This window comes from Deinococcus frigens DSM 12807 (assembly GCF_000701425.1).
Classification (GTDB): Bacteria; Deinococcota; Deinococci; order Deinococcales; family Deinococcaceae; genus Deinococcus; species Deinococcus frigens.
In genome coordinates, this window is record NZ_JNIW01000062.1 from 1 (window position 1) to 19,070 (window position 19,070).

14 protein-coding genes and 2 pseudogenes are annotated in these 19,070 nt (G+C 64.3%); 1 reads left to right on the forward strand and 15 read right to left on the reverse strand.

Translation table 11 applies throughout. From position 1 onward, the window contains the following. Nucleotides 1-300 (forward strand): annotated as a pseudogene (locus tag Q322_RS0116555) (hypothetical protein); the annotation flags it as partial. Nucleotides 301-449: 149 nt separating this feature from the next. Here the strand turns inward: Q322_RS0116555 and Q322_RS0116560 are convergent. The 15 genes and pseudogenes from Q322_RS0116560 to Q322_RS0116630 form a co-directional block, all read right to left on the reverse strand. Next, nucleotides 450-2,174, reverse strand: coding sequence for an NAD-dependent malic enzyme (locus Q322_RS0116560; protein WP_029478997.1), 1,725 nt, complete (start codon nt 2,172-2,174; stop codon nt 450-452). A gap of 49 nt (nt 2,175-2,223) precedes the next feature. After that, nucleotides 2,224-2,988 (reverse strand): (S)-ureidoglycine aminohydrolase, encoded by a 765-nt coding sequence (gene allE, locus Q322_RS0116565; RefSeq protein ID WP_029478998.1) that lies wholly within the window; start codon nt 2,986-2,988, stop codon nt 2,224-2,226. 87 nt (nt 2,989-3,075) lie between these two features. Further along, complete coding sequence (locus tag Q322_RS0116570) at nt 3,076-4,416, reverse strand: allantoinase (RefSeq protein ID WP_029478999.1); 1,341 nt, start codon at nt 4,414-4,416, stop codon at nt 3,076-3,078. Then, nucleotides 4,413-5,678 (reverse strand): allantoate amidohydrolase, encoded by a 1,266-nt coding sequence (locus Q322_RS0116575; RefSeq protein ID WP_051668694.1) that lies wholly within the window; start codon nt 5,676-5,678, stop codon nt 4,413-4,415. The genes Q322_RS0116570 and Q322_RS0116575 overlap by 4 nt, the downstream gene beginning before the upstream one ends. Beyond that, the gene (locus Q322_RS0116580) at nt 5,675-7,054 is read right to left on the reverse strand and encodes an aldolase/citrate lyase/malate synthase family protein (protein ID WP_029479001.1); all 1,380 of its coding nucleotides are present in this window, start codon (nt 7,052-7,054) and stop codon (nt 5,675-5,677) included. The genes Q322_RS0116575 and Q322_RS0116580 overlap by 4 nt, the downstream gene beginning before the upstream one ends. 129 nt (nt 7,055-7,183) lie before the next feature. Beyond that, nucleotides 7,184-7,999, reverse strand: a complete 816-nt coding sequence (locus Q322_RS0116585) for an IclR family transcriptional regulator (protein WP_029479002.1) — start codon at nt 7,997-7,999, stop codon at nt 7,184-7,186. Nucleotides 8,000-8,002: 3 nt separating this feature from the next. Continuing rightward, nucleotides 8,003-9,583: a malate synthase A gene (aceB, locus tag Q322_RS0116590; RefSeq protein ID WP_051668695.1), complete on the reverse strand. Its 1,581-nt coding sequence runs from the start codon at nt 9,581-9,583 to the stop codon at nt 8,003-8,005. A 341-nt stretch (nt 9,584-9,924) separates the two neighbouring features. Further along, complete coding sequence (locus Q322_RS0116595) at nt 9,925-11,202, reverse strand: VanW family protein (protein ID WP_245593294.1); 1,278 nt, start codon at nt 11,200-11,202, stop codon at nt 9,925-9,927. A gap of 82 nt (nt 11,203-11,284) precedes the next feature. Further along, on the reverse strand, nt 11,285-11,746 hold the full coding sequence (locus tag Q322_RS0116600) for a fasciclin domain-containing protein (protein WP_245593295.1): 462 nt from the start codon (nt 11,744-11,746) through the stop codon (nt 11,285-11,287). Nucleotides 11,747-12,040: 294 nt separating this feature from the next. Beyond that, nucleotides 12,041-13,291 (reverse strand): glycerate kinase type-2 family protein, encoded by a 1,251-nt coding sequence (locus Q322_RS0116605; RefSeq protein WP_029479006.1) that lies wholly within the window; start codon nt 13,289-13,291, stop codon nt 12,041-12,043. Nucleotides 13,292-13,386: 95 nt separating this feature from the next. Beyond that, nucleotides 13,387-14,379, reverse strand: a complete 993-nt coding sequence (locus Q322_RS0116610) for a 2-hydroxy-3-oxopropionate reductase (RefSeq protein ID WP_281173660.1) — start codon at nt 14,377-14,379, stop codon at nt 13,387-13,389. After that, entirely contained in the window at nt 14,324-15,115 is a 792-nt protein-coding gene (gene otnI / locus Q322_RS0116615; protein ID WP_029479008.1) for a 2-oxo-tetronate isomerase, read from the reverse strand. Before otnI ends, Q322_RS0116610 begins: the two co-directional genes overlap by 56 nt. 79 nt (nt 15,116-15,194) lie before the next feature. Next, nucleotides 15,195-16,970, reverse strand: a complete 1,776-nt coding sequence (gene gcl / locus Q322_RS0116620) for a glyoxylate carboligase (RefSeq protein ID WP_029479009.1) — start codon at nt 16,968-16,970, stop codon at nt 15,195-15,197. 315 nt (nt 16,971-17,285) lie between these two features. Then, on the reverse strand, nt 17,286-17,852 hold the full coding sequence (locus Q322_RS0116625; RefSeq protein ID WP_029479010.1) for a MarR family winged helix-turn-helix transcriptional regulator: 567 nt from the start codon (nt 17,850-17,852) through the stop codon (nt 17,286-17,288). A 355-nt stretch (nt 17,853-18,207) separates the two neighbouring features. Further along, nucleotides 18,208-19,070 (reverse strand): annotated as a pseudogene (locus Q322_RS0116630) (hypothetical protein); the annotation flags it as partial.

Genomic DNA, 19,070 nt, shown 5'->3' on the forward strand with positions numbered 1-19,070 from the left:
GTGGGCGCGAGTGAAGATCACCATGTTCTGGTGGTAGAGGACGGAGCGGGTTTCCATGTCCCTCCAGAGGAGGGACAGCCACCAGGTGTCCAGATCATCACCCTGCCCCCTTACTCACCCGAGTTGCAACCCGTGGAGCGCATGTGGGACCTGACGGACGACACAGTGGCCAATCGCTGGTTCGACACGATGGATGACTTCACTCAGACGCTGGGCCAGCAATGCGCCTGGTTGGAAACCCAGCCAGATCTCATCTCCCAGCAGACCCTCTTCCATTGGTGGCCCTTGTCAAGGAATTAATCGGAGTCAGTATCAGTCCGCTGCGCGGCCAGCTCCCCTCGAAAGGGAGCCAGAAAGTGCAGAAGACCGCGCCACGCAGCAATCTCCAAACGACAAAAAGGGCGCGTCCACCCCTCCCTGGCACGCGCCCTTCCCCTCTTCCTTCCCGCTTATTCCACCTTGAACGGCAGGTACTTGGGCTGCCAGAACTTGGTCTTGACCAGCTCCAGCAACTCGTCGTCGCTCAGGCCACGAATGCTGAACTCTGTCGCCACGCCGTTCTTCAGCGCCTGCTTGATCACCGCCACGGCGACTTCCAGGCTGGCTGCGCCCAACTCCGAGACGGGCGGGAAGGTGCGGCCAGGGTGGTGGCGCTGGGTGTAGGCGGCCAGCGCGTAGGCGGATTCAGTCACCATCTCGTCGGTGATCTCGCGGACGCGGGCCAGGATTGCGCCGAAGCCCAGGCCGGGGAAGATAAACGCGTTGTTGCCCTGCCCGATTGGGTAGGTTTCGCCGTTCAGTTCCACCGGGTCAAAGGGGCTGCCGGTGGCGACGAGGGCCGCGCCGTTGCTCCAGCGCAGCACGTCTTCGGGCAATGCCTCGCAGTTGGCGGTGGGGTTGGACAGCGGGAAGACCAGCGGGCGCGGGGTGTTCGCCATCGCGGCCCCCACCACTTCCTCGTCGAAGGTGTTCGGCACGCCGGACAGGCCCAGCAGCACGGTGGCCTTGCCCTCGCGGATGACGTCCAGTAGACCCGTTCCAGCCCAGCCCTCGGTGAAGGCCTTGGGCGTCGCCAGGGACTTCTTGTAGTCCTCCATCTGGCGGTCATCGGTCAGCAGGCCGCGCGAATCCAGCACGAAGACACGCTCGCTGATCTGCTCGGGGGTCAGGCCCTCGCGGCGCATGCCCTCGCGGATGGCGGCGGCGACTCCGGCCCCGCCCGCGCCCGCGCCGCTGATCACGACGCGCTGCTCGGCCAGCGTCTCGCCCTTCAGGCGGCAGGCATTCAGCACGCCCGCCAGCACCACCGCGCCGGTTCCCTGAATGTCGTCGTTGAAGCTGGGAACCACTTTGCGGTAACGGTCCAGCACCATGAACGCGGTGTCCTTGGAGAAATCCTCCCACTGGATAATCGCCTTGGGGAAGCGTTCCAGGGTGGCCTCCACAAAACGGTCCACAAAGCGCAGGTATTCCTCGCCCTTCAGACGGTCATGCTTGACGCCCAGGTAAGAGGGGTCTTCGCGCAGATCGGCGCGGCCCGTGCCGACGTCCAGCTCCACCGGCAGGGTCTTGTCGGGGCCGACGCCGCCCGCCACGGTGTACAGGGACAGCTTGCCAATGCTGATCGCCATACCGCCGAAGCCCTGATCCCCGATGCCCAGAATCGCGCTGCTGTCGGTGGCGACGATGATCCGCACGTCGTTCAGCGGCACGTTCGTCAGTGCCTGCTTGGCCCGCTCAATGTTGCTGGTGCTGAGGGTCAGGCCACGCGCGTAACGGTAGATCTGGCTGAATTTCTGCACCGCCAGACCCACGGTGGGCGTGTAGACGATGGGCAGCATTTCCTCCACATGCGCGGCCAGCAGCGCGTAAAACAGCACCTCGTTGCGGTCTTGCAGGTTGCGGAGGAACACGTGGCGCTCCAGCGGCTCCTTGATCTTCACGTAATCGGCGTACAGGCGCTCGGCCAGCACTTCCAGCGTGTCGATCTGCGGGGCCAGCAGGCCGTCCAGATTCAGCTTCTGGCGCTCGTCCTCGGTGAAGGCGGTTCCCTTGTTCAGCAGCGGAATGCGGGTCAGGTTAAAGCCAGTGACCAGCGGGTGCAAGTAGCGGTGGCCGTCTGAATCGCGCTTGACGTCGTAGTGATCGGTCAGGGGCTGGGTGGTCTGGGTCATGGGTGTTCTCCTCTGAAAAGTTAGGCGAAGGGAGGACGGCGGGTTGAGTTCAGAGGCCGGAGCCGAGCATGGACAGCGGGTGGCGGTTCATGTCCTTGTACAACAGGTACTTGCTCCACTCGCGGCCTAATGCGCCGTACCACTGCGGGCAGTGCGCGCCCATCCAGATCACGTCGCCCGTCGTCACCGGGTAATACGTCTGCTGCAATTTGTACAGGCCCTCGCCTTCCAGCATCAGCAGGCCGTGTTCCATGTAATGCATCTCGGTGTACGGCAGGCTGGCCCCTGGCGCGAAGCTCATGGTGCTGACCATGAAGTCAAAGGGAACCTCGTCAGGCAGCAATTTGCGGGCAATCAGGTGGTCATCGCCCTCGAAGGCGTAGCCGGGATTCTCGCGCTCGTTGCCCCAGTACACGCCCGGAGCGGTCACGCCGTCCACCGCTTCGTAAGGCTTCTCAAATACGGAAACGCGGGCGTCCGATGTGGCGGTCAGGCTGTGCGCCACGCCCGCCGGGACGTAGACGTAGTCGTACTCCCCCAGGGTGCGCTTCTCGCCATCTACATCGGCTTCCACCTCACCGCTCAGCACGAAGGCGAAGCGCTGGTAGCCGTGCGCGGATTCCTTGGCCGCTGCTCCAGCAGGCATCTCCGCCGTGAACTGCACGAAGCGGGCGCGGGTGCCAATCACGGGCGCGATGTGCAGGACGATGGCGCTGCCCGGCCACTCGGCCAGTGCGGTGCGAACAAAAGTTTCCGGCGTGATAACCGCGTGCGCGTTTTCCAAAGCGCTGCGCGTGGCTCCGAGGTGTTTCATGGCGGCTCCTTTTGAATCAGGGATGGGGTTCGAAAAGATAGAGAGGCTAAACTTTCGCCTCTCGCTTGAATCAGAGAGAAAACAGCTTTACGCTCCAGGCCGCAGCAACCGCCCGCGTACAGTGTCGTCAAACTTGCCGTCCTGATAGACCGTCCGGCCCCGCGACAGCGTGTGCGTGATGCGGCCCCGGTGGTCCTCGCCCCCAAAGGGGTTCTGCTGCCAGCGGTCATGCAGCTCGGTCAGTTTGAAAGTCTCGTCCAGACGCACCAGAGCCAGATCGGCGTCAGCCCCAACGTCCAGGCGGCCCTTGCTCGGCAGGTTGAAACGGCGGGCGGGGTTCAGGGCGCTCAGGGCGGCGACGGCTTCCAGCGGCAGTTTGCGCTTGCTGTGGCCGTCGGTGAGCAGCACGTTCAAGGTACTCTGCGCCCCGCTGATGCCGCCCCACAGCGCGAAGAAGTCCTCGCTGGTCTTCATGTCGGGCGGCGCGGGCGAGTGGTCCGAACCCACGATGTCAATGTGTCCGGCCAGCAACTCGGTCCACAGCTCGTCCTGCACGGTCCTGGAACGCAGCGGCGGCGCACATTTCAGGGCCGCGCCCACGCGCTCCACGTCCTTGTCGGTGAAGTGCAGGTAGTGGGGGCAGGTTTCAATGGTGACGTCCACGCCGCGCGTTTTGGCTTCAAAGGCCAGCGCCACCGCCCGCCCGCTGCTCATATGGACGAGGTGCAGGGCGGCCCCAGTGTCCTCGGCAAACAGCAGGGCGCGGGTCACGGCTTCCAGCTCGGCCAGCACGGGGCGGCTGTCCAGGTAGTCGCGCACGCCTTTGTGGCCGCCCGCCCGCACCTGTTCGGTCAGGCCGCGCGTCAGCTCGTTGCTCTCGGCGTGGGTGCCGACCAGCAGGCCGTGGCGCTTGGCGGTTCGCATGCCTTCCAGCAGCGTCAGGTCATCCACCGCCGGGAATTCCTCCAGCCCGCTGTGGCTCATGAACGCTTTGAAGGCAATGACCCCGGCCTCGGCCAGCTCGTCCAGGCGGTCCAGATTGATAGGTGTCAATCCGCCCCACAGCCCGAAATCTACCAGCGACTTGGCTTCGCCGATCTCGCGCTTGGCGTCGAATTCGGTGCGGCCCAGCACCGGGGGCGAGGAGTTGAGCGGCATGTCCAGAAACGACGTGCCACCCCCGGCCACCAGCGCCCGCGAACCCGTTTCAAAGCCTTCCCAGTGGGTGCGCCCTGGCTCGTTGAAGTGAACATGTGCGTCCACCACGCCGGGGAAGACGTGCAGCCCGGAGGCGTCCAGCGCCTTGCCGTCCGCCGTGATCTCCTCCGAAACCTCCACGATCTGGCCGCCGCTGATGCCCAGGTCTGCGCGGCGCAGGCCGTCCGGCGTGACGAGGGTGCCGCCTCGTACGATCAGGTCAAAGCTCATACGCTTGCGTTCTCGTCGGCGAGCAGGTGCAGGAAACGCACGCTCAGGCGCAGGGCGTCGGTCACATCTTCCACCAGAACCAGCTCGTCGGGGTGGTGGCTCAGGGCATTGGGCGAGCGCACGAACAGCATGGCAGAGGGCATGTGCGCGGCCATGATCATGGCATCGTGGCCCGCGCCGCTGACCAGTTCGGGGTGCGGCAGCCCCTCGGCCTCGGCGGCGCGGTGCAGCAGCGCCTTAAAGGCGTCGGACATCGGCGTGGCCTGCTCCTCCATCTTGGGCGTGATGGTGACGGTGACGCCGCGTTCCTCGGAGACGGATTTGGCGGTGTCTAGCAGGTGTTTCAGCGCCTCCAACCGCACTTCATCTCGCGCGTGGCGGATGTCCAGCGTGCAGTGGGCCTCGCCAGGAATCACATTCATGGCTCCGGGCAGCGCCTGCATCACGCCGACGGTGGCAACCAGACCGGGGGTGGCGCGGGCCACGTCCTCGGCGGCCACGGCAAAGCGGGCGGCGGCGGCCAGCGCGTCGCGGCGCAGGTTCATGGGCGTGGTTCCGGCGTGGGACGCCTGCCCCACGAAGTTCAGGATAAAGCGGTTCTGGCCCGCGATGCCCTCCACCACGCCCAGCGACGCGCCCGCGTCCTGCAAGACTGGCCCCTGCTCGGCGTGGATTTCAAAGTAACCCAGCGCTTTCCCTTTGTACTGCGCCTCGCCGATTTCCTCCACGTTCAGGCCGTACTCGGTGATGGCGTCGCGCACGCTCTGACCCGCCGCGTCGCGCAGTTCCAGCATGTCGTCCACGGTGCCCACCAGTGCCCGGCTGCCAATAAACGGCACGCCGTAGCGCACCCCCTCCTCCTCCGAGAAGCCCACCACTTCCACCGCGTAGGGCAGGGTCTGGCCCTTCACAGCTTCCAGCATGGCGTAACCCATCACCACGCCCAGAATCCCGTCGTACGCGCCCGCGTTCGGCACGGTGTCCAGGTGAGAGCCGAGATACAGCGTCGGCGCGTCCGGCGTCGGCCCGGCCAAGCGTGAGCGCAGGTTTCCGGCGGCGTCCTCATAGGTGGTCATGCCCAGCGCGTTGGCCCACTGCGTCAGGTAATCATGCACCTGATGCGCCGTGGGGCAGAGGAAGGGGCGGTTGGTCTCGCCCTCCACCTCGGTGTAACAGGCCAGCGCGGCGCAGGCGTCCATGACCTTCTGGCTCAGCGCCTGGACGGTTTCGTTGGAGACAGCGGGGCGGGAATCGGCGGTCATACGGTGGCCTCCTGGGGACGCAGCAACTGGGCGGCGCGGGGGAAGTATTCGGGGCAAACGGAAGCGAGGACGAGATGATCCAGCAGGCGGGCCTGTGCAGTATTGTCGCCAGCCAGTGTGCGACGCTCGCTCAGGTAGCGGTCAGAGGTCAACTTCTCGCCGCCTTCCAATTCCGCCTCGCATTTCACCCACTGCCACAACTGTGCGCGGGCGAGTTCGGCGGTGGCCGTATCCTCAATACGCCCGTTGCGAACCACCACGCCGCGTCCGTCGTACCATGCCTCGAACACGGCCAGCGCCAGGCCGATGCTGTCCTGCACGACATTCAGGGGCAGAGGCCGGGGCGCGGGCAGGTCCAGCAGCCGCTCCAGCGTGCGCTCGGCAGTTTCGGCGGGCAGAGGCTGTGAAGTTCCATCCCCGAAAGCTCCCCGCACCGAATCCAGCAGCCCCGGCAGTCCGGCCCAGGCAGCGACGAAGCCCTGGGCGGCTTCCCGTACCTTGTCGGCCCGCACGGCGTCCAGCGTGGGCTGGGGGTTGGCGGCGTTCGGCGCGACGGCGGCGCTGCCCCCGATGGCCTGCGCGCCGCGTGCCTCGCAGACGCGCACCAGTGCCTCGGCGTAGGCGCGCATGGCGTCCAGATCCATCGTCAGGTCATTGCGCGGCGGCATGGCCCCACGTTCCGCACCCACCCGTTTGGTCAGGCTGAAAACATAGTCCCAGCGTCCGGCATTCAACCCAAAGGCCCGCCCACGCAGCGCGTACAGCAGGGCGTCGGCGTGCAGGCAGGCGGCGTAGGTTTCGATCTGCACGCAGACCTTGATCGCGTTCTTCTCCAGTCCCAGGTGCGTCTCGGCCAGCGTCAGTGCGTCGTCCCACATTTGCGCCTCCTCCACCGTTTCCAGCTTGGGAATGTAGATGTGCATAGGCTCTTCGGGCCGCGCGGCCAGGATCACACCCAGGTCACACAGGGCAGCAATCGCAGGGCCATCAAAGTCCAAGTGTTCATCCACCGCGTATAGCGCACGGGGGCGGGCCAGCAAGGGCTTGCCGCTTTTCGCAGCCGTGTCCAGCGCTGCGTACGCCGTTTCCACGTTGGCGCGCGTGGGCGTGAAGGTGTCGTCAAAATCCAGCACCAGCGCGTCGGCATCCGAGTTCAGCGCGGCCTCCAGCGCCGTGGTGTCCGAGGCTTCCACGATCAGTTCCACCCGGCGGCCCTTTAAATCGGCGGGCAGCGCGGCGGCCCTGTACTCCGGGGACGAGGCGGGCGCGGCCTGAGCTGCGGCGTCCAGCATTTCCCAGCGCTTCCTGAACTGGCGGTGCAATTCGGCCACCAGCGTCTGTGCGGCGGGCTTGAGCTTGATTGGAGCTGATGTCATGGAGTCTCCCTTATGGAGTATGGGCCTGTGAAAAATCGGTGGACCTCAACGGATGCTACCTGGCACTAAATTACTTAGCCATCTATATATCTAGCTAAAAAAAGGCCCCCGGTGGTGGGGAACCGTGTCTTACGGCGTCCAGCCCAGCCGCGCCGAGATGACGCGCGAGGCCGCCTCCATGCGCGTGTAAAACGCCGGAATCTGCTCCCGACTGAAGCGCGAGGTGGGCGCGGAGATGCTCAGCGAGGCCACCACCTGCCGGGTGTGATCGCGCAGCGGGGTTGCCATGCAGCGCACGCCGATCTCGCGTTCCTCGTCGTCCAGCGCGTAGCCCTGCGCCCGCACATTCTGGAGTTCCCTGAGATAATCGGGCAGCGCGGTGATCGAATTGGCCGTAAAGGCCATGTAAGGCTGCGGTCCCAGCCGCCCGGCCACGTCTGCCTCGCCGTGCCAGGCCAGCAGCACCTTGCCCACGCCGGAGCAGTTGAGCAGCGTGCCCGCACCCAGTTGCGCGAACATGCGGACCAGTTGGCGGCCCTCCACCTGATGGATGTACACCGCCTCGTTCTCGCGCAGCACGGCCAGATTGGCGGTCTCACCCAGATCGTCCACCAGCGAGACCATCTCGGACTGCGCGGCGCTCATTAAAGTGTTGCGTCCGGCGAAGGCCGCGCCCACCTGATACGAGCGCACGCCCACGCTGAACAGGCCGCTGCGTTCCTCCCACTCCACAAAACCGCTCTGGCGCAGGGTTTCCAGCAGGCGGTAGGTGGTGCTGGCGGACAGCCCCGCCGCCTTGGCCACCTGCGTCAATGACGCCTGGCCCAGCTCGGCCAGCGAGGTCAGCACGGTCAACCCGCGTTCCAGCGTCCGCACGCTGCCCGCGTCGGCGGTGCGGGCGCGGCCCGTCTTCTGGCGGGTGTTGGGAGGGGAGGTATCGGTCATGATTTACGCCAACTGCTCGTAGCCGGGCAGCGTCAGAAAGTCGGCCAGCGGCGTGCGGGTTGCCATGTCCCTGAACAGTTTGCCTGCGTCCGCAAAGTCGCCGCCCAGCTTTCCGGCCTCATCGGCGTACAGCTCGTCGAACAGCTCGGGGGTCAGGGTGCGCCCGTCTTCCAGCTCCACGCCCTGCTTGCGCCACTGCCACAGTTGCGCGCGGCTGATCTCGGCGGTGGCGGCGTCTTCCATCAGGTTGTGGATCGGCACTGCGCCGCTGCCCCGCAGCCACGCCGCGAGGTACTGGATGCCCACGTTGATGTTCGTCCGCACGCCGTCCTCGCTGATGGTGCCTGCGGGCGGGGTCAGCAGGTCGGCAGCCGTCACCTTGAAATCCATCTGCTTGTCGCTGTCGATCTGGTTGGGCGTGGGCATGATCCGGTCAAAGACCTCGGTGGCCAGCCCCACCATGCCGGGGTGGGCCACCCAGGTGCCGTCGTGGCCGTTGCCAGCCTCGCGTTCCTTGTCGGCGCGGACCTGCGCGAACGCCTTCTCGTTGGCGGCCTCGTCGTTCTTGACCGGGATAAAGGCACTCATGCCGCCAATCGAGGGTGCGCCGCGCTTGTGGCAAGTCTGGATCGCCAGCTTGCTGTAGTTGCTCATCATCGGCACGGCCATGCTGACCTTGGCGCGGTCCGGCAGCACCCGGTCCCCCTGCTCGCGGAACTTCTTGATATAGGAAAAGATGTAGTCCCAGCGCCCGCAGTTCAGCCCTGCCGAGTGTTCGCGCAACTCGTACAGGATCTCGTCCATCTCAAACGTTGCCAGGATGGTCTCGATCAGGACTGTGCCCTTGATGCTGCCGCGCGGGATAGCAAGCGTTTCCTCGGCGTAATTAAAGACATCGTTCCACAGCCGAGCTTCCAGGTGCGATTCCAGCTTGGGCAGGTAGAAGTACGGGCCGCTGCCACGTTTCAGCAGTTCCGCCGCGCTATGGAAGGCATACAACCCGAAGTCGAAGAACGCGCCGAACAGCGTTTCATTGTCCACCGTGACGTGCTTCTCGGGCAAGTGCCAGCCGCGCGGGCGGGCCAGCAGGACTGCCGTCTTCTCGTTGAGTTTGTACGACTTGCCGTTTTGCTCCAGCGTGATCTCCCGGCGCACCGCGTCGCGCAGGTTGAGCTGGCCGTCCACCATGTTGTCCCAGGTGGGGCTGCTGGCGTCCTCGAAATCGGCCATGAACACCCGCGCGCCGCTGTTCAGCGCGTTGATGATCATCTTACGGTCCACCGGCCCGGTGATCTCCACCCGGCGGTCTTGCAAATCGGCGGGCAGCGGCGCAATCTTCCAGTCACCCTCACGGATCTCGCGCGTCTGGGGCAGGAAGTCGGGCAGTTCCCCGGCGTCCAGACGGGCCTGACGGTCCTCGCGTGCCCGCATCAGCTCGCGGCGGCGCGGCTCGAAGCGGCGGTGCAGCTCGGTCACGAAGGCCAGCGCCTCCGGGGACAGGACCACACGCTGCTCGTCGCTGACGGGGGCGAGAAACTGCAAACCTTCTGAAGTGGCGGCCTTGCTCGGGGAAGTCTTGCTCATGCGAATGCTCCTTGGCGGGAAATGAGGGTGGGAAGTGAAGTTGCCTGTACACTGGACGGTCTGAGCTGGCGTGTCTGGACTGAGAACCCTCGAACCCGAGAACCCTCCAATCTGCGCGCTCACACCCGCATCTAACTTCCGTGCAGTGAACTTGATTTTCATTGTACGCAAACTAGAGACAAATGTGAATCCCTTGTCCGTTTCGCAGGGACAGGGGATGTCTACATCACTGGGTCAGGGGACGGCCACTGCAAATCGGGCCTGTGCTCCAGCGGAGGCAGCCTGGCAACCTCCGTCCAGGACTCGGGGGAAATCAACTCGCTTCCTCCCTCTGCTACGCTTTACCGCAGTCTGTCGTCGCCCGGAGCCACCGCGAACACGCCGCCCCACGCCTTGTAACGGCTGACGAAATCCTCTTTCCGCCGTTTGCCATTCGCAGAGCTGACGGTGCGGGTCACCACCGCGTTCATTCCGGCAGCGGGCATGTCCACGCGCCGCGCCGCACCCTTCTCTAGCGCACGGTCCACCATAAACGTGGGATCGGGGGCGGGCCTGCGGGCGCTGATGGCGGGTTCGGAAATCTTGACCGTGCGCCCGTCGTCTGCGCCGAACAGACCGACCGTCAACGTCTCGGCCTTCAGGTTCCAGTCGGCCTGCACCAGCAGCGGCGCGGCGGTGTCGTTCTTCCAGCGCAGATCCTTGCTGGGCGCGTACACGGCGGCGTCCAGTCCCGGTTCCTCGTAGTAGCCCACCAGATACGAGTGGTTGTGGCGCTCGGTGATGGGCAGCCCGGCGTTGAAGGCCGCCCGGAACACCGTGGTACTGACCTGGCAGATGCCGCCGCCGTCCTCGCTGGACAGGGTATTGCCGGTGATCACATACCCCGCCTGAAAGCCCGTGGCCGCATTGATCGGCCCAATCAGCGCGTTGAAGCTGAAGGTCTGGCCCGGCGCGACCCATGCCCCCTGCACCCGTCCCGCGCCCGTGCGGATGTTATGCACCCGGAATTTAGGGCTGCCCGCGAAGCTGGACTGGCCGCTCGCCAGGTGAGTCAGTTTCTGTTCGGCGGCCCAGCGCACACTGCGGGCGGGGGCCTCCAGCGAGACACTCAGAGTGCTGCGCGTTTCGCCGCTCTGGATGACTTTCAGCAGGGCTGCCTCGCTGGCCGCGCGGTCCACCTTCCAGCCAGTGCGGGCCTCGCCGATCCAGTCCGTGCCCACCTGGCGAAAACGGATGTCGCGGGGTTGCCTGGCCTCAATTTCAGCATATGCCCCGTCCAACTCTGTCCGGGCGGCCTCCAGCGTGCACTCTGCCCTGATCTGCACGAGTTGCTCAGCGCTCAGCTTCAACGTGGCCGACATGTTCAGCAGTGGGCGGGTCACCTCGCCGTCTACCAGGCGCGGCTCCGGCACGGTCCAGCGCAGGTCCAGAAGGCTCGAAGTGGGAACGGCAGGCGTGGGAGTTGCCGGAACGATGGGTGCGGGCGCAGGGGCAGAAGCTGCTGCCAGGACTGGCGACACCGGCCCAGCCGCCTGCGCCTCGGCTGGTCCGCAGGCCACCAGGACACTGCCCAGCACGGCCAGACTGGAGGAAATCAGGAGCATTTTAGCTACGGTCATGCAGCGTTGTCCTCTCAAATTGGAGCGGCTACAGAAAAAGAGGAAAGGCCCGTGAGCCTCCCCCCTTGTTCGCCGGGTGCGATCAGGGCATCAAGACGGTGTCGATGACGTGAATCACGCCGTTGCTGGCCATGATATCGGCCTTGGTCACCGTGGCGTCATTGATCATGACCTTGCCGTCCATCATGGACACGTTAACATCCGCGCCGTTGATCGTCGTGCCGCTGGACATGCCCATCACCTGCGAGGCGGTGACCTTGCCCGCAACGACGTGGTACAGCAGCACGGCCTTGAGCTGCGCCGGATCGTTGAGCAGCGCGTTCAGATCGGCCTGCGGAATCTTGGCGAACGCCGCGTTGGTGGGCGCGAACACCGTGAAGGGGCCGGGGCTGCTCAGCGTTTCCACCAACCCGGCGGCCTTCACGGCAGCCAGCAGGGTGCTGAAATTGGGATCGTTGGAGACGATGCCCGCAATGGTGGTGCCCATCGGCATGGAGCTGCCGCCCCCGGCAACGGCTGCGCCGCTGAACAACAGAGTGGTCATCAATAGCATTTTCTTCATCTTGATCCTCCTGTAAATGAATGGGGTCCTTATCTGTAAAAAAAGTTGGCCTGTTCTCGGAGGATAGAAAAAGACGCGGGTTCATCTCTATGGAGACTGGCCTACGATCTATACTTCAACCTCTTTGACCCCCGCACCCTAGCTGGACGCCTCGAAACGTGACGTACCGCGCCGTACAGTATGTGACCAACTTAAATTCTAAATTGAAGTGTAAGAAAAAGGACCAAAGCTTTTGTCTGAAGTCTGGTCCTTTTTGAAGAGTCTGGAATGGAATAGTCAGTCCGGCAACCCCACTGCAATCAACCGTAGATCGTTCAGATTATGCCCGCTGGGGCCGGTGACCAGGGTGTCGTTCAGGGCCGCGAAGAACGAGCCGGAATCGTTGCGTTCCAGAAAGGCGCGTGCGTTCAGGTCTGCCGCCCGCGCCCGCGTCAGGCTGTCCGGGGTCAGGAACGCCCCCGCCGCCGGGCTGGAGCCGTCCACGCCGTCCGATCCCGCCGAGAGGGCGTAAAATCCGTCCTCGCCGAGAGAGAGCAGCAGCGCCAGCGCAAATTCCAGATTGCGTCCGCCCACGCCGTCGCCTCGCAAGGTCACGGTGGCCTCGCCGCCCGAGAGCAGCACCACCGGGGCCGCCACCGGATTGCCGAATTGCTCCACGCTGCGCGCAATGGCCGCGTGCGCCTTGGCCAGCTCGCTGGCCTCGCCCTCGAAGCTGTCCGAGAGGATCACCGCCCGTACGCCCTGACCCTCGATATACGCCTGCGCCGCCTCCAGCAGGTGTCGGTTGGAGCCGATGACGGTGTTGGTGACGTGGGGTAGGCGGTCGGGCGTTTCGGGCACTTTGCCGTCTGCCCCTGCCTGGAAATGCTGGCGGGCTTCCGGGGCAGCGATGCCGTAACGGTCCAGCACGGTCAGCGCCCCCGCGAACGTGGTGAAATCCGGCACCGTGGGGCCGCTAGCAATCACCGAGGGATCGTCGCCCACTACATCGGAAATCAGCAGCGCCGTCACCCTCGCTTTGGTAGCCGCCGCCAGCCGCCCGCCCTTGCTGCGCGACAGGTGCTTGCGGACGGTGTTGATCTCGCCGATGTCGGCCCCCGCCCTCAGCAGTTCGCGTGTCAGCGCCCCCTTCTGCTCCAGCGTCACGCCGTCCGGGGCAGCCATCAACGCGCTGCCGCCGCCGGACACCAGCACCAGGGCGTGTTGACCCTCCTGCAACCCACCCAAACGTTCCAGCGCCGCTTCCGCTGCCGCCACGCTGGAGGGGTCGGGAACCGGGTGGCTGGACAGCATCAGCGTCGCTGACGCGGGCAAGTCCAGATTCTCGGTGCCGCCCGGCGCAATGACCAGGGTTTCCACGCCGGGATAGGCCGCCAAAGCCGCCCGCGCCATCGGCAGCGCCGCCTTGCCGAACGCCAGGATGAAATCGGGCTTCTCTCCATTGAGGTGCGGGGCCAGCAGTTGCGCCGGACTCGCGGCCTCCAGCGCGGCGCGGTAGGCGTGTTCCAGCAGAGAGCGGGTGTTCATGGCAGGTTCCTTTTGAAGCTAGAGGGAATGAAAAAACGGGACGCAGGACGCAAAAAAGGCGTTGGCTGCGTCCCGCTTACTGTGTTCTCTCCAGCTTATTCCAGGCCGCTCATCTCGGCGTAGAACTTCGCCATGCCGGAGTGGTCCAGATCGCCGTCGCCCTGCGCGATCATGGCGTCCATGATGTTGGCGGCCACGCCCGTGGCGAACAGCGGCACCCCTGCCTCACGCCCCGTTTCCAGCGCCAGGCGCAGGTCCTTGCGGTGCAGATTAACGCGGAAGCCCGGTTTGAAGTTGCCGTCCAGAATGCGCTGCCCGTGCAGGTCCAGAATGCGGCTCTGGGCAAAGCCTCCCAGCAGCGCCTCGCGCACCTTGCTCGCGTCCACGCCGCTCTTTTTCGCTAGGGTCAGCGCTTCGGACACCGCCTGGATGGTCAGGCCCACCACGATCTGGTTGGCGATCTTGGTGACCTGCCCAGCGCCGGGGCCGCCGATGTGGACGATGTTCTTGCCCACCGCTTCAAACACCGGCTTGGCGCGGTTAAACGATTCCTCGCTGCCGCCCACCATGATGCTCAGGGTGGCCCCTTCCGCGCCCACCTGTCCGCCGGACACCGGGGCGTCCAGCGCGTCTGCGCCGTTAGCCAAAAGCTCCTGCTGAACCTTGCGCGAGGTATTCGGCGAGATGCTGCTCATGTCGATGAATAGCGCGCCCTGCTTGATGCCCTCGATGACGCCGCCCTCGCCCAGCGCGACCTCTTCCACCTGCGGCGAATCGGGCAGCATGGTGATGATGATGTCGCTCTGCTCGGCCACTTCACGGGCGGTCTTGCCCTCGGTTGCGCCTGCGGCCACCAGTTCGGCCACTGGCTCGGGGCCACGGTTGTTGACCACGAGCGTGTAGCCCGCCTTGATCAGGTTGAGGGCCATAGGTTTGCCCATGATGCCCAGGCCAATAAAGCCGATGGTTTCTTTCTGTGCCATGTGGGTGGCCTCCTTTTGAGTTTGGTTTAGGGACGAAGCTTCGTAGGACTCAGGCTTTCTGCAATTCTTTGAGCCAGCCCAGCGTGTCTTCCGTCTGCCCTTCAGGGATGTATTCCAGGCCCACGTAACCCTGGTAGCCCAGGCGGTCCAGCTCGGCCAGCAGGAAGGGGTAGTTGATCTCCCCGGTTCCCGGCTGGTGACGGCCCGGCACGTCGGCCAGTTGGATGTGGGCGATGCGGGCGAGGTTCTCGCGCACCGTCTCGGTCAGGCGGCCTTCCACGCGCTGCATGTGGTAGAAGTCGTACTGCAATTTCACGTTGTCACGCGCGACTTCGTCCAGCAGGTCCAACGTGTTCTGCGTGCCATACAGGTAAAAGCCCGGCACATCGTAGGGGTTCAGCGGCTCCACGATCAGCGTCAGGCCAGCGTCGCCCAGCTTGTCGGCGGCGTACTGAAGGTTGCCCACGACTGTTTTGCGGGTGGTGGCCTCGTCTGCCTCTGCTTTCCCGACGAGGACATTGACCAGCTTCGGTCCCTGCACGCCTTTGTACAGCACGTCGGCATAGGTCAGCGCCCTGTCCACACCCGCGCGGAACTCGTCCCGACGGCCCGGCTGCACGGCGATGCCCCGGTCCCCGCCGGGCCAGTCGCCCGCAGGCAGGTTGAACAGCGCCTGCGTCTGCCCGTTCTGGTCCAGCCTGGCGCGCAGTTCGGCAGCGTCGTAGGGATAGGGGAACATGTACTCGATGAACTTGAATCCGGCCTTACCCGCCGCGTCAAAGCGGTCAAGGAAGTCGTGTTCCTGAAACAACATGGTGAGGTTGGCAGCGTATTTGGGCATAAAACTCCTTCGGTGTGTCTGAAGATTAAGAGGCCGGGGGAAAGAGGGACGAAACCCTCAAACCCCAGCCTCTGAACCCTCAGTCCAGCATCGCGATGGCGGTGGGCGCGTCCTGGCGGTCATCGGCCAGTTCTTCAAACTCCACCACGTTGTCCAGCTCGGTTCCCATGCTGATGTTGGTGACGCGCTCCAGAATGACTTCCAGCACGACAGGAACCTGGAACTTCTGAGCCAGCGCCTTGGCTTCTTCCAGCCCTTCCTTGATCTTGTCGGGGTGGGTCACGCGGATGGCGCGGCAGCCCAGGCCCTCGGCCACGGCCACATGGTCCACGCCGTAGCCGTCTAGCTCGGGGGCGTTGATGTTGTCAAAGGCCAGTTGCACCTGATAGTCCATCTCAAAGCCGCGCTGCGACTGACGGATCAGGCCCAGGTAGCTGTTGTTGACCAGCACATGCACGTAGGGCAGCTTGAACTGTGCGCCCACGGCCAGTTCCTCAATCATGAACTGGAAGTCGTAATCGCCACTGAGGGCCACCACGGTCTTGCTGCGGTCGGCGGCCACCACACCCAGCGCGGCGGGCATGGTCCAGCCCAGCGGCCCGGCCTGCCCGGCGTTGATCCACTGGCGAGGCTGATATACGTGCAGGAACTGTGCGGCGGCAATCTGCGACAGGCCAATGGTGCTGACATACACGGTGTCGCGTCCGAAGGACTTGAGCATTTCCTCGTACACGCGCTGGGGCTTGATCGGAATGTTGTCGTAGTGGGTTTTGCGCAGCATGGTGCGCTTGCGCTCACGGCACTGCTCGGCCCACTCGCCGTAGTCGGGAATCTTGCCCGCTTCCTTCCATTCCTGGGTCACTTCCACCATCAGCTTCAGGGCTGCGCCCGCGTCGGACACGATGCCGTAATCGGGTCCAAAGACGCGCCCGATCTGAGTGGGTTCGATGTCGATATGCACGAACTTGCGGCCCTCGGTGTACTTCTCGATGCTGCCGGTGTGGCGGTTGGCCCAGCGGTTGCCGATGCCATACGCGAAGTCCGAGGCCAGCACCGTGGCGTTGCCATACATCTGTGAGGTCTGTAAACCCGCCATGCCCGCCATCAGCGGGTGGTCATCGGGAATGGTGCCCCAGCCCATCAGCGTGGGAATCACCGGAATGCCGGTCAATTCGGCAAAGGCCACCAGGTCCTCGCTGGCGTCCGCGTTGATGATCCCGCCGCCTGCCACGAGCAGGGGACGTTCAGAAGCGAACAGCATCTCCAGCGATTTCTCGATCTGGGCGCGGGTGGCGGCGGGCTTGTAGGGGGTCAGCGGCTCGTAGGTGTCGATATCGAACTCGATCTCGCCCATCTGCACGTCGAACGGTAGGTCAATGTGAACAGGGCCGGGGCGGCCTGAGCGCATGATATGGAACGCCTGCTGGAACACGTAGGGCACCAGTGCGGGTTCACGCACGGTCACGGCCCACTTGGTCACGGGCTTGGCGATGCTCTCGATGTCCACGGCCTGAAAGTCCTCTTTGTAAAGGCGGGCGCGCGGGGCCTGTCCGGTGATGCACAGGATGGGCACAGAGTCCGCGATGGCGGCGTACAACCCGGTGATCATGTCGGTTCCGGCAGGGCCGCTGGTGCCGATGCACACGCCGATGTTGCCCGCCTTGGCGCGGGTGTAGCCGTCCGCCATGTGCGAGGCCCCTTCCACGTGCCGCGCCAGCATATGCTCGATGCCGCCGAGCTTCTTCATGGCCGCGTACAGCGGGTTAATCGCCGCGCCGGGGACACCGAAGGAGATGTCCACTCCCTCTTTCTTGAGGACTTCCACCGCCGCTTCAATTGCTCTCATCTTCGCCATACGCCTTGCCTCCTGTGTGCTTGTTGACCACAGGGTAAAACTTAGACGTCTATTTGTCAATCTATGAGATTGAATTTTATCTGATGAAAGTCGGAGACAGTTGGCAAGGCCCAGGGAGGATCGCTGTCCGAAGCGTTGAAAAGTGCCAGGGTGACCGTTCAGACGGGGTGTCGGACGTCATGGCTGCTCTGTCTTGCTCAGGGGAACGCCTCGCTCAAGGGGGTGCCGAGTGCCAAGCGGTGGGCATTATCAAAACGCAGTCCCGCTCTCCTGGCGAGCTGCGCGTCTACTCTCCTCTGCTTGGCGGTATCGCCGTTAAGGGCTGGTGTCGGTATCCTGCCCTGCCGAACCCACTTCCAGATGCCCCACCAGCTTCATGGCGATTCCGGTCAAAGCGGCCAGCTCCTCATCGGTCAACACATCCAGCGCCTGTTGCTCGCGCTCGATGTGCTGGGGCAGCAGCCGCTCCACCAGGGCGCGGCCCGTGGGGGTCAGGCGCACCAGCGCCGAGCGGCGGTCCTTTGCGCTGACCACCCGTTCCACCAGTTGCTTGTCCAGCAGCCGGGTCACGCGGTTGGTCATGGACGGCCCGGAGATGGCGGTCAATTCGCTCAGTTCGGTGTGCGTCAGCCCCTGCGGGGGCGCGGACCGCAGCAAGGTCAGCAGCAGGTCCCAGTTCGAGGAATTGATGCCCTCGGCGCTGTAGGTCTGCTCGACATGCCGTGCAAAGGCGCTGCCCAGCCGGCCCAGCAGCAGCCCGGTGAGCATGGGCGACGCGTCCAGATCGGGCCGCATGCGCCGCCAGTCCTGCCCGATGCGGTCAAGCAGGGTGGCGGTGTCCTTCAGGACTTTGGCCTGCTCGGGGGTGGCAGCCGGAGTCATTGAACATCGTTCCGGGTTCTCTGGATGGCCTGGGAGTTCATACGGTGAAAAGTGTACCCGCTGGATGTGGCTCCCGCCATTGAGACCTCGGCAGGCTGCGTCCTCTGCGCGCTGGCTTGGACGGGCAGTGAGAGAGAAGGCGGACCCCCCTCAGTCTGCTTTGCCGCCAGTCCTGGTTGAAGGGAGCCAAGAAACGCGAATGGCTGGACAATTCCGCGACTCTTGTTTCACTTCTGAGGGGAGGTGTTGCGCAGGGCCGGGCTGGTAAAGCTGCGAAGCAAAGGGGTCACACCGGGGTCACAACCCCGGATCAGCTTTTGCGCCCAACCCTTTTTTCGCTAGGGGGTGCATCCCGCTAAGCTGGGATCGGAAAGGCAAGGTGACGAACATCATCCAAGCGCACCAGAGGCTGCGTGTTGTTCAGGTTGGCACGAAGCGAGGCCATGCCACTGGCCCCAGAACGGGACCAGTGCATGCCCGAACCCTTCATGCGCCAGCCAATCACACTCTTGTTGATGCCCTCGATCTGCCCTGAGCCTATCGGCCAGCCCTGGGCGCGGTAGTGGGGATAGTTCATCAAATGCGTACGCCTGTTCAAATAGTTCAGGGCTTGCTGTGCCTCTGGACTCCAATGTTTCTGCCCCACAGGGGCAGAAGCAAAGGTCTGGAGCCAGGTCTGGGCGTCCCACTCTCCCCTGAGCCACGCCTGACGCTCTACGGTGCGCTGTTCGTCGCTCCAACCCAGATCTTCCCTCACCCTGTCCACATAGCTCACGGCATGGAACACGTCCAGGACGTGCTGCGTAACTCCCAGGCAGTTCATGCGGTCTTCGATCCAGAGTGCGCCGTCGGACACGCTGATCAGCGTGTCCTGTTGCCATACACCCGCCACCCGCAAAGAACCGGCCAGCAGTGGAAGAAACTCGTCTGCATCGCATTTTTCGGCCACTGTGATGCGGTTGGCTGGTAAATTCTCGGCGTAGACCGTGAGCGCTTTGATCTCGAACGCCTCACCCGTTTCTCTGGGAATGTCGTCTCTGACGACATTCTTCCCTGTCTTGTGACCGAGGACGATCACGCCATCAGCCTGCACCACCATCACCCGTCCCTTCGTGCCGGGAAGATTGGGCAACGGTTCTTCCGCTCGAAGTTTCAGGGTATGACGAACCATCTGTGCCGTCTGATACGCGAGCGGTGCCATCAGCCGCTGAAGCTGAC

Coding starts and splice junctions, on each gene's coding strand:
- Q322_RS0116600 (WP_245593295.1), bottom strand. CDS start 11,746: ATGACCACTCTGTTGTTCAGCGGCGCAGCCGTTGCCGGGGGCGGCAGC.
- Q322_RS0116575 (WP_051668694.1), bottom strand. CDS start 5,678: ATGACCGCCGATTCCCGCCCCGCTGTCTCCAACGAAACCGTCCAGGCG.
- Q322_RS0116580 (WP_029479001.1), bottom strand. CDS start 7,054: ATGACATCAGCTCCAATCAAGCTCAAGCCCGCCGCACAGACGCTGGTG.
- Q322_RS0116595 (WP_245593294.1), bottom strand. CDS start 11,202: ATGACCGTAGCTAAAATGCTCCTGATTTCCTCCAGTCTGGCCGTGCTG.
- allE (WP_029478998.1), bottom strand. CDS start 2,988: ATGAAACACCTCGGAGCCACGCGCAGCGCTTTGGAAAACGCGCACGCG.
- Q322_RS0116560 (WP_029478997.1), bottom strand. CDS start 2,174: ATGACCCAGACCACCCAGCCCCTGACCGATCACTACGACGTCAAGCGC.
- gcl (WP_029479009.1), bottom strand. CDS start 16,970: ATGGCGAAGATGAGAGCAATTGAAGCGGCGGTGGAAGTCCTCAAGAAA.
- Q322_RS0116605 (WP_029479006.1), bottom strand. CDS start 13,291: ATGAACACCCGCTCTCTGCTGGAACACGCCTACCGCGCCGCGCTGGAG.
- otnI (WP_029479008.1), bottom strand. CDS start 15,115: ATGCCCAAATACGCTGCCAACCTCACCATGTTGTTTCAGGAACACGAC.
- Q322_RS0116585 (WP_029479002.1), bottom strand. CDS start 7,999: ATGACCGATACCTCCCCTCCCAACACCCGCCAGAAGACGGGCCGCGCC.
- Q322_RS0116570 (WP_029478999.1), bottom strand. CDS start 4,416: ATGAGCTTTGACCTGATCGTACGAGGCGGCACCCTCGTCACGCCGGAC.
- aceB (WP_051668695.1), bottom strand. CDS start 9,583: ATGAGCAAGACTTCCCCGAGCAAGGCCGCCACTTCAGAAGGTTTGCAG.
- Q322_RS0116625 (WP_029479010.1), bottom strand. CDS start 17,852: ATGACTCCGGCTGCCACCCCCGAGCAGGCCAAAGTCCTGAAGGACACC.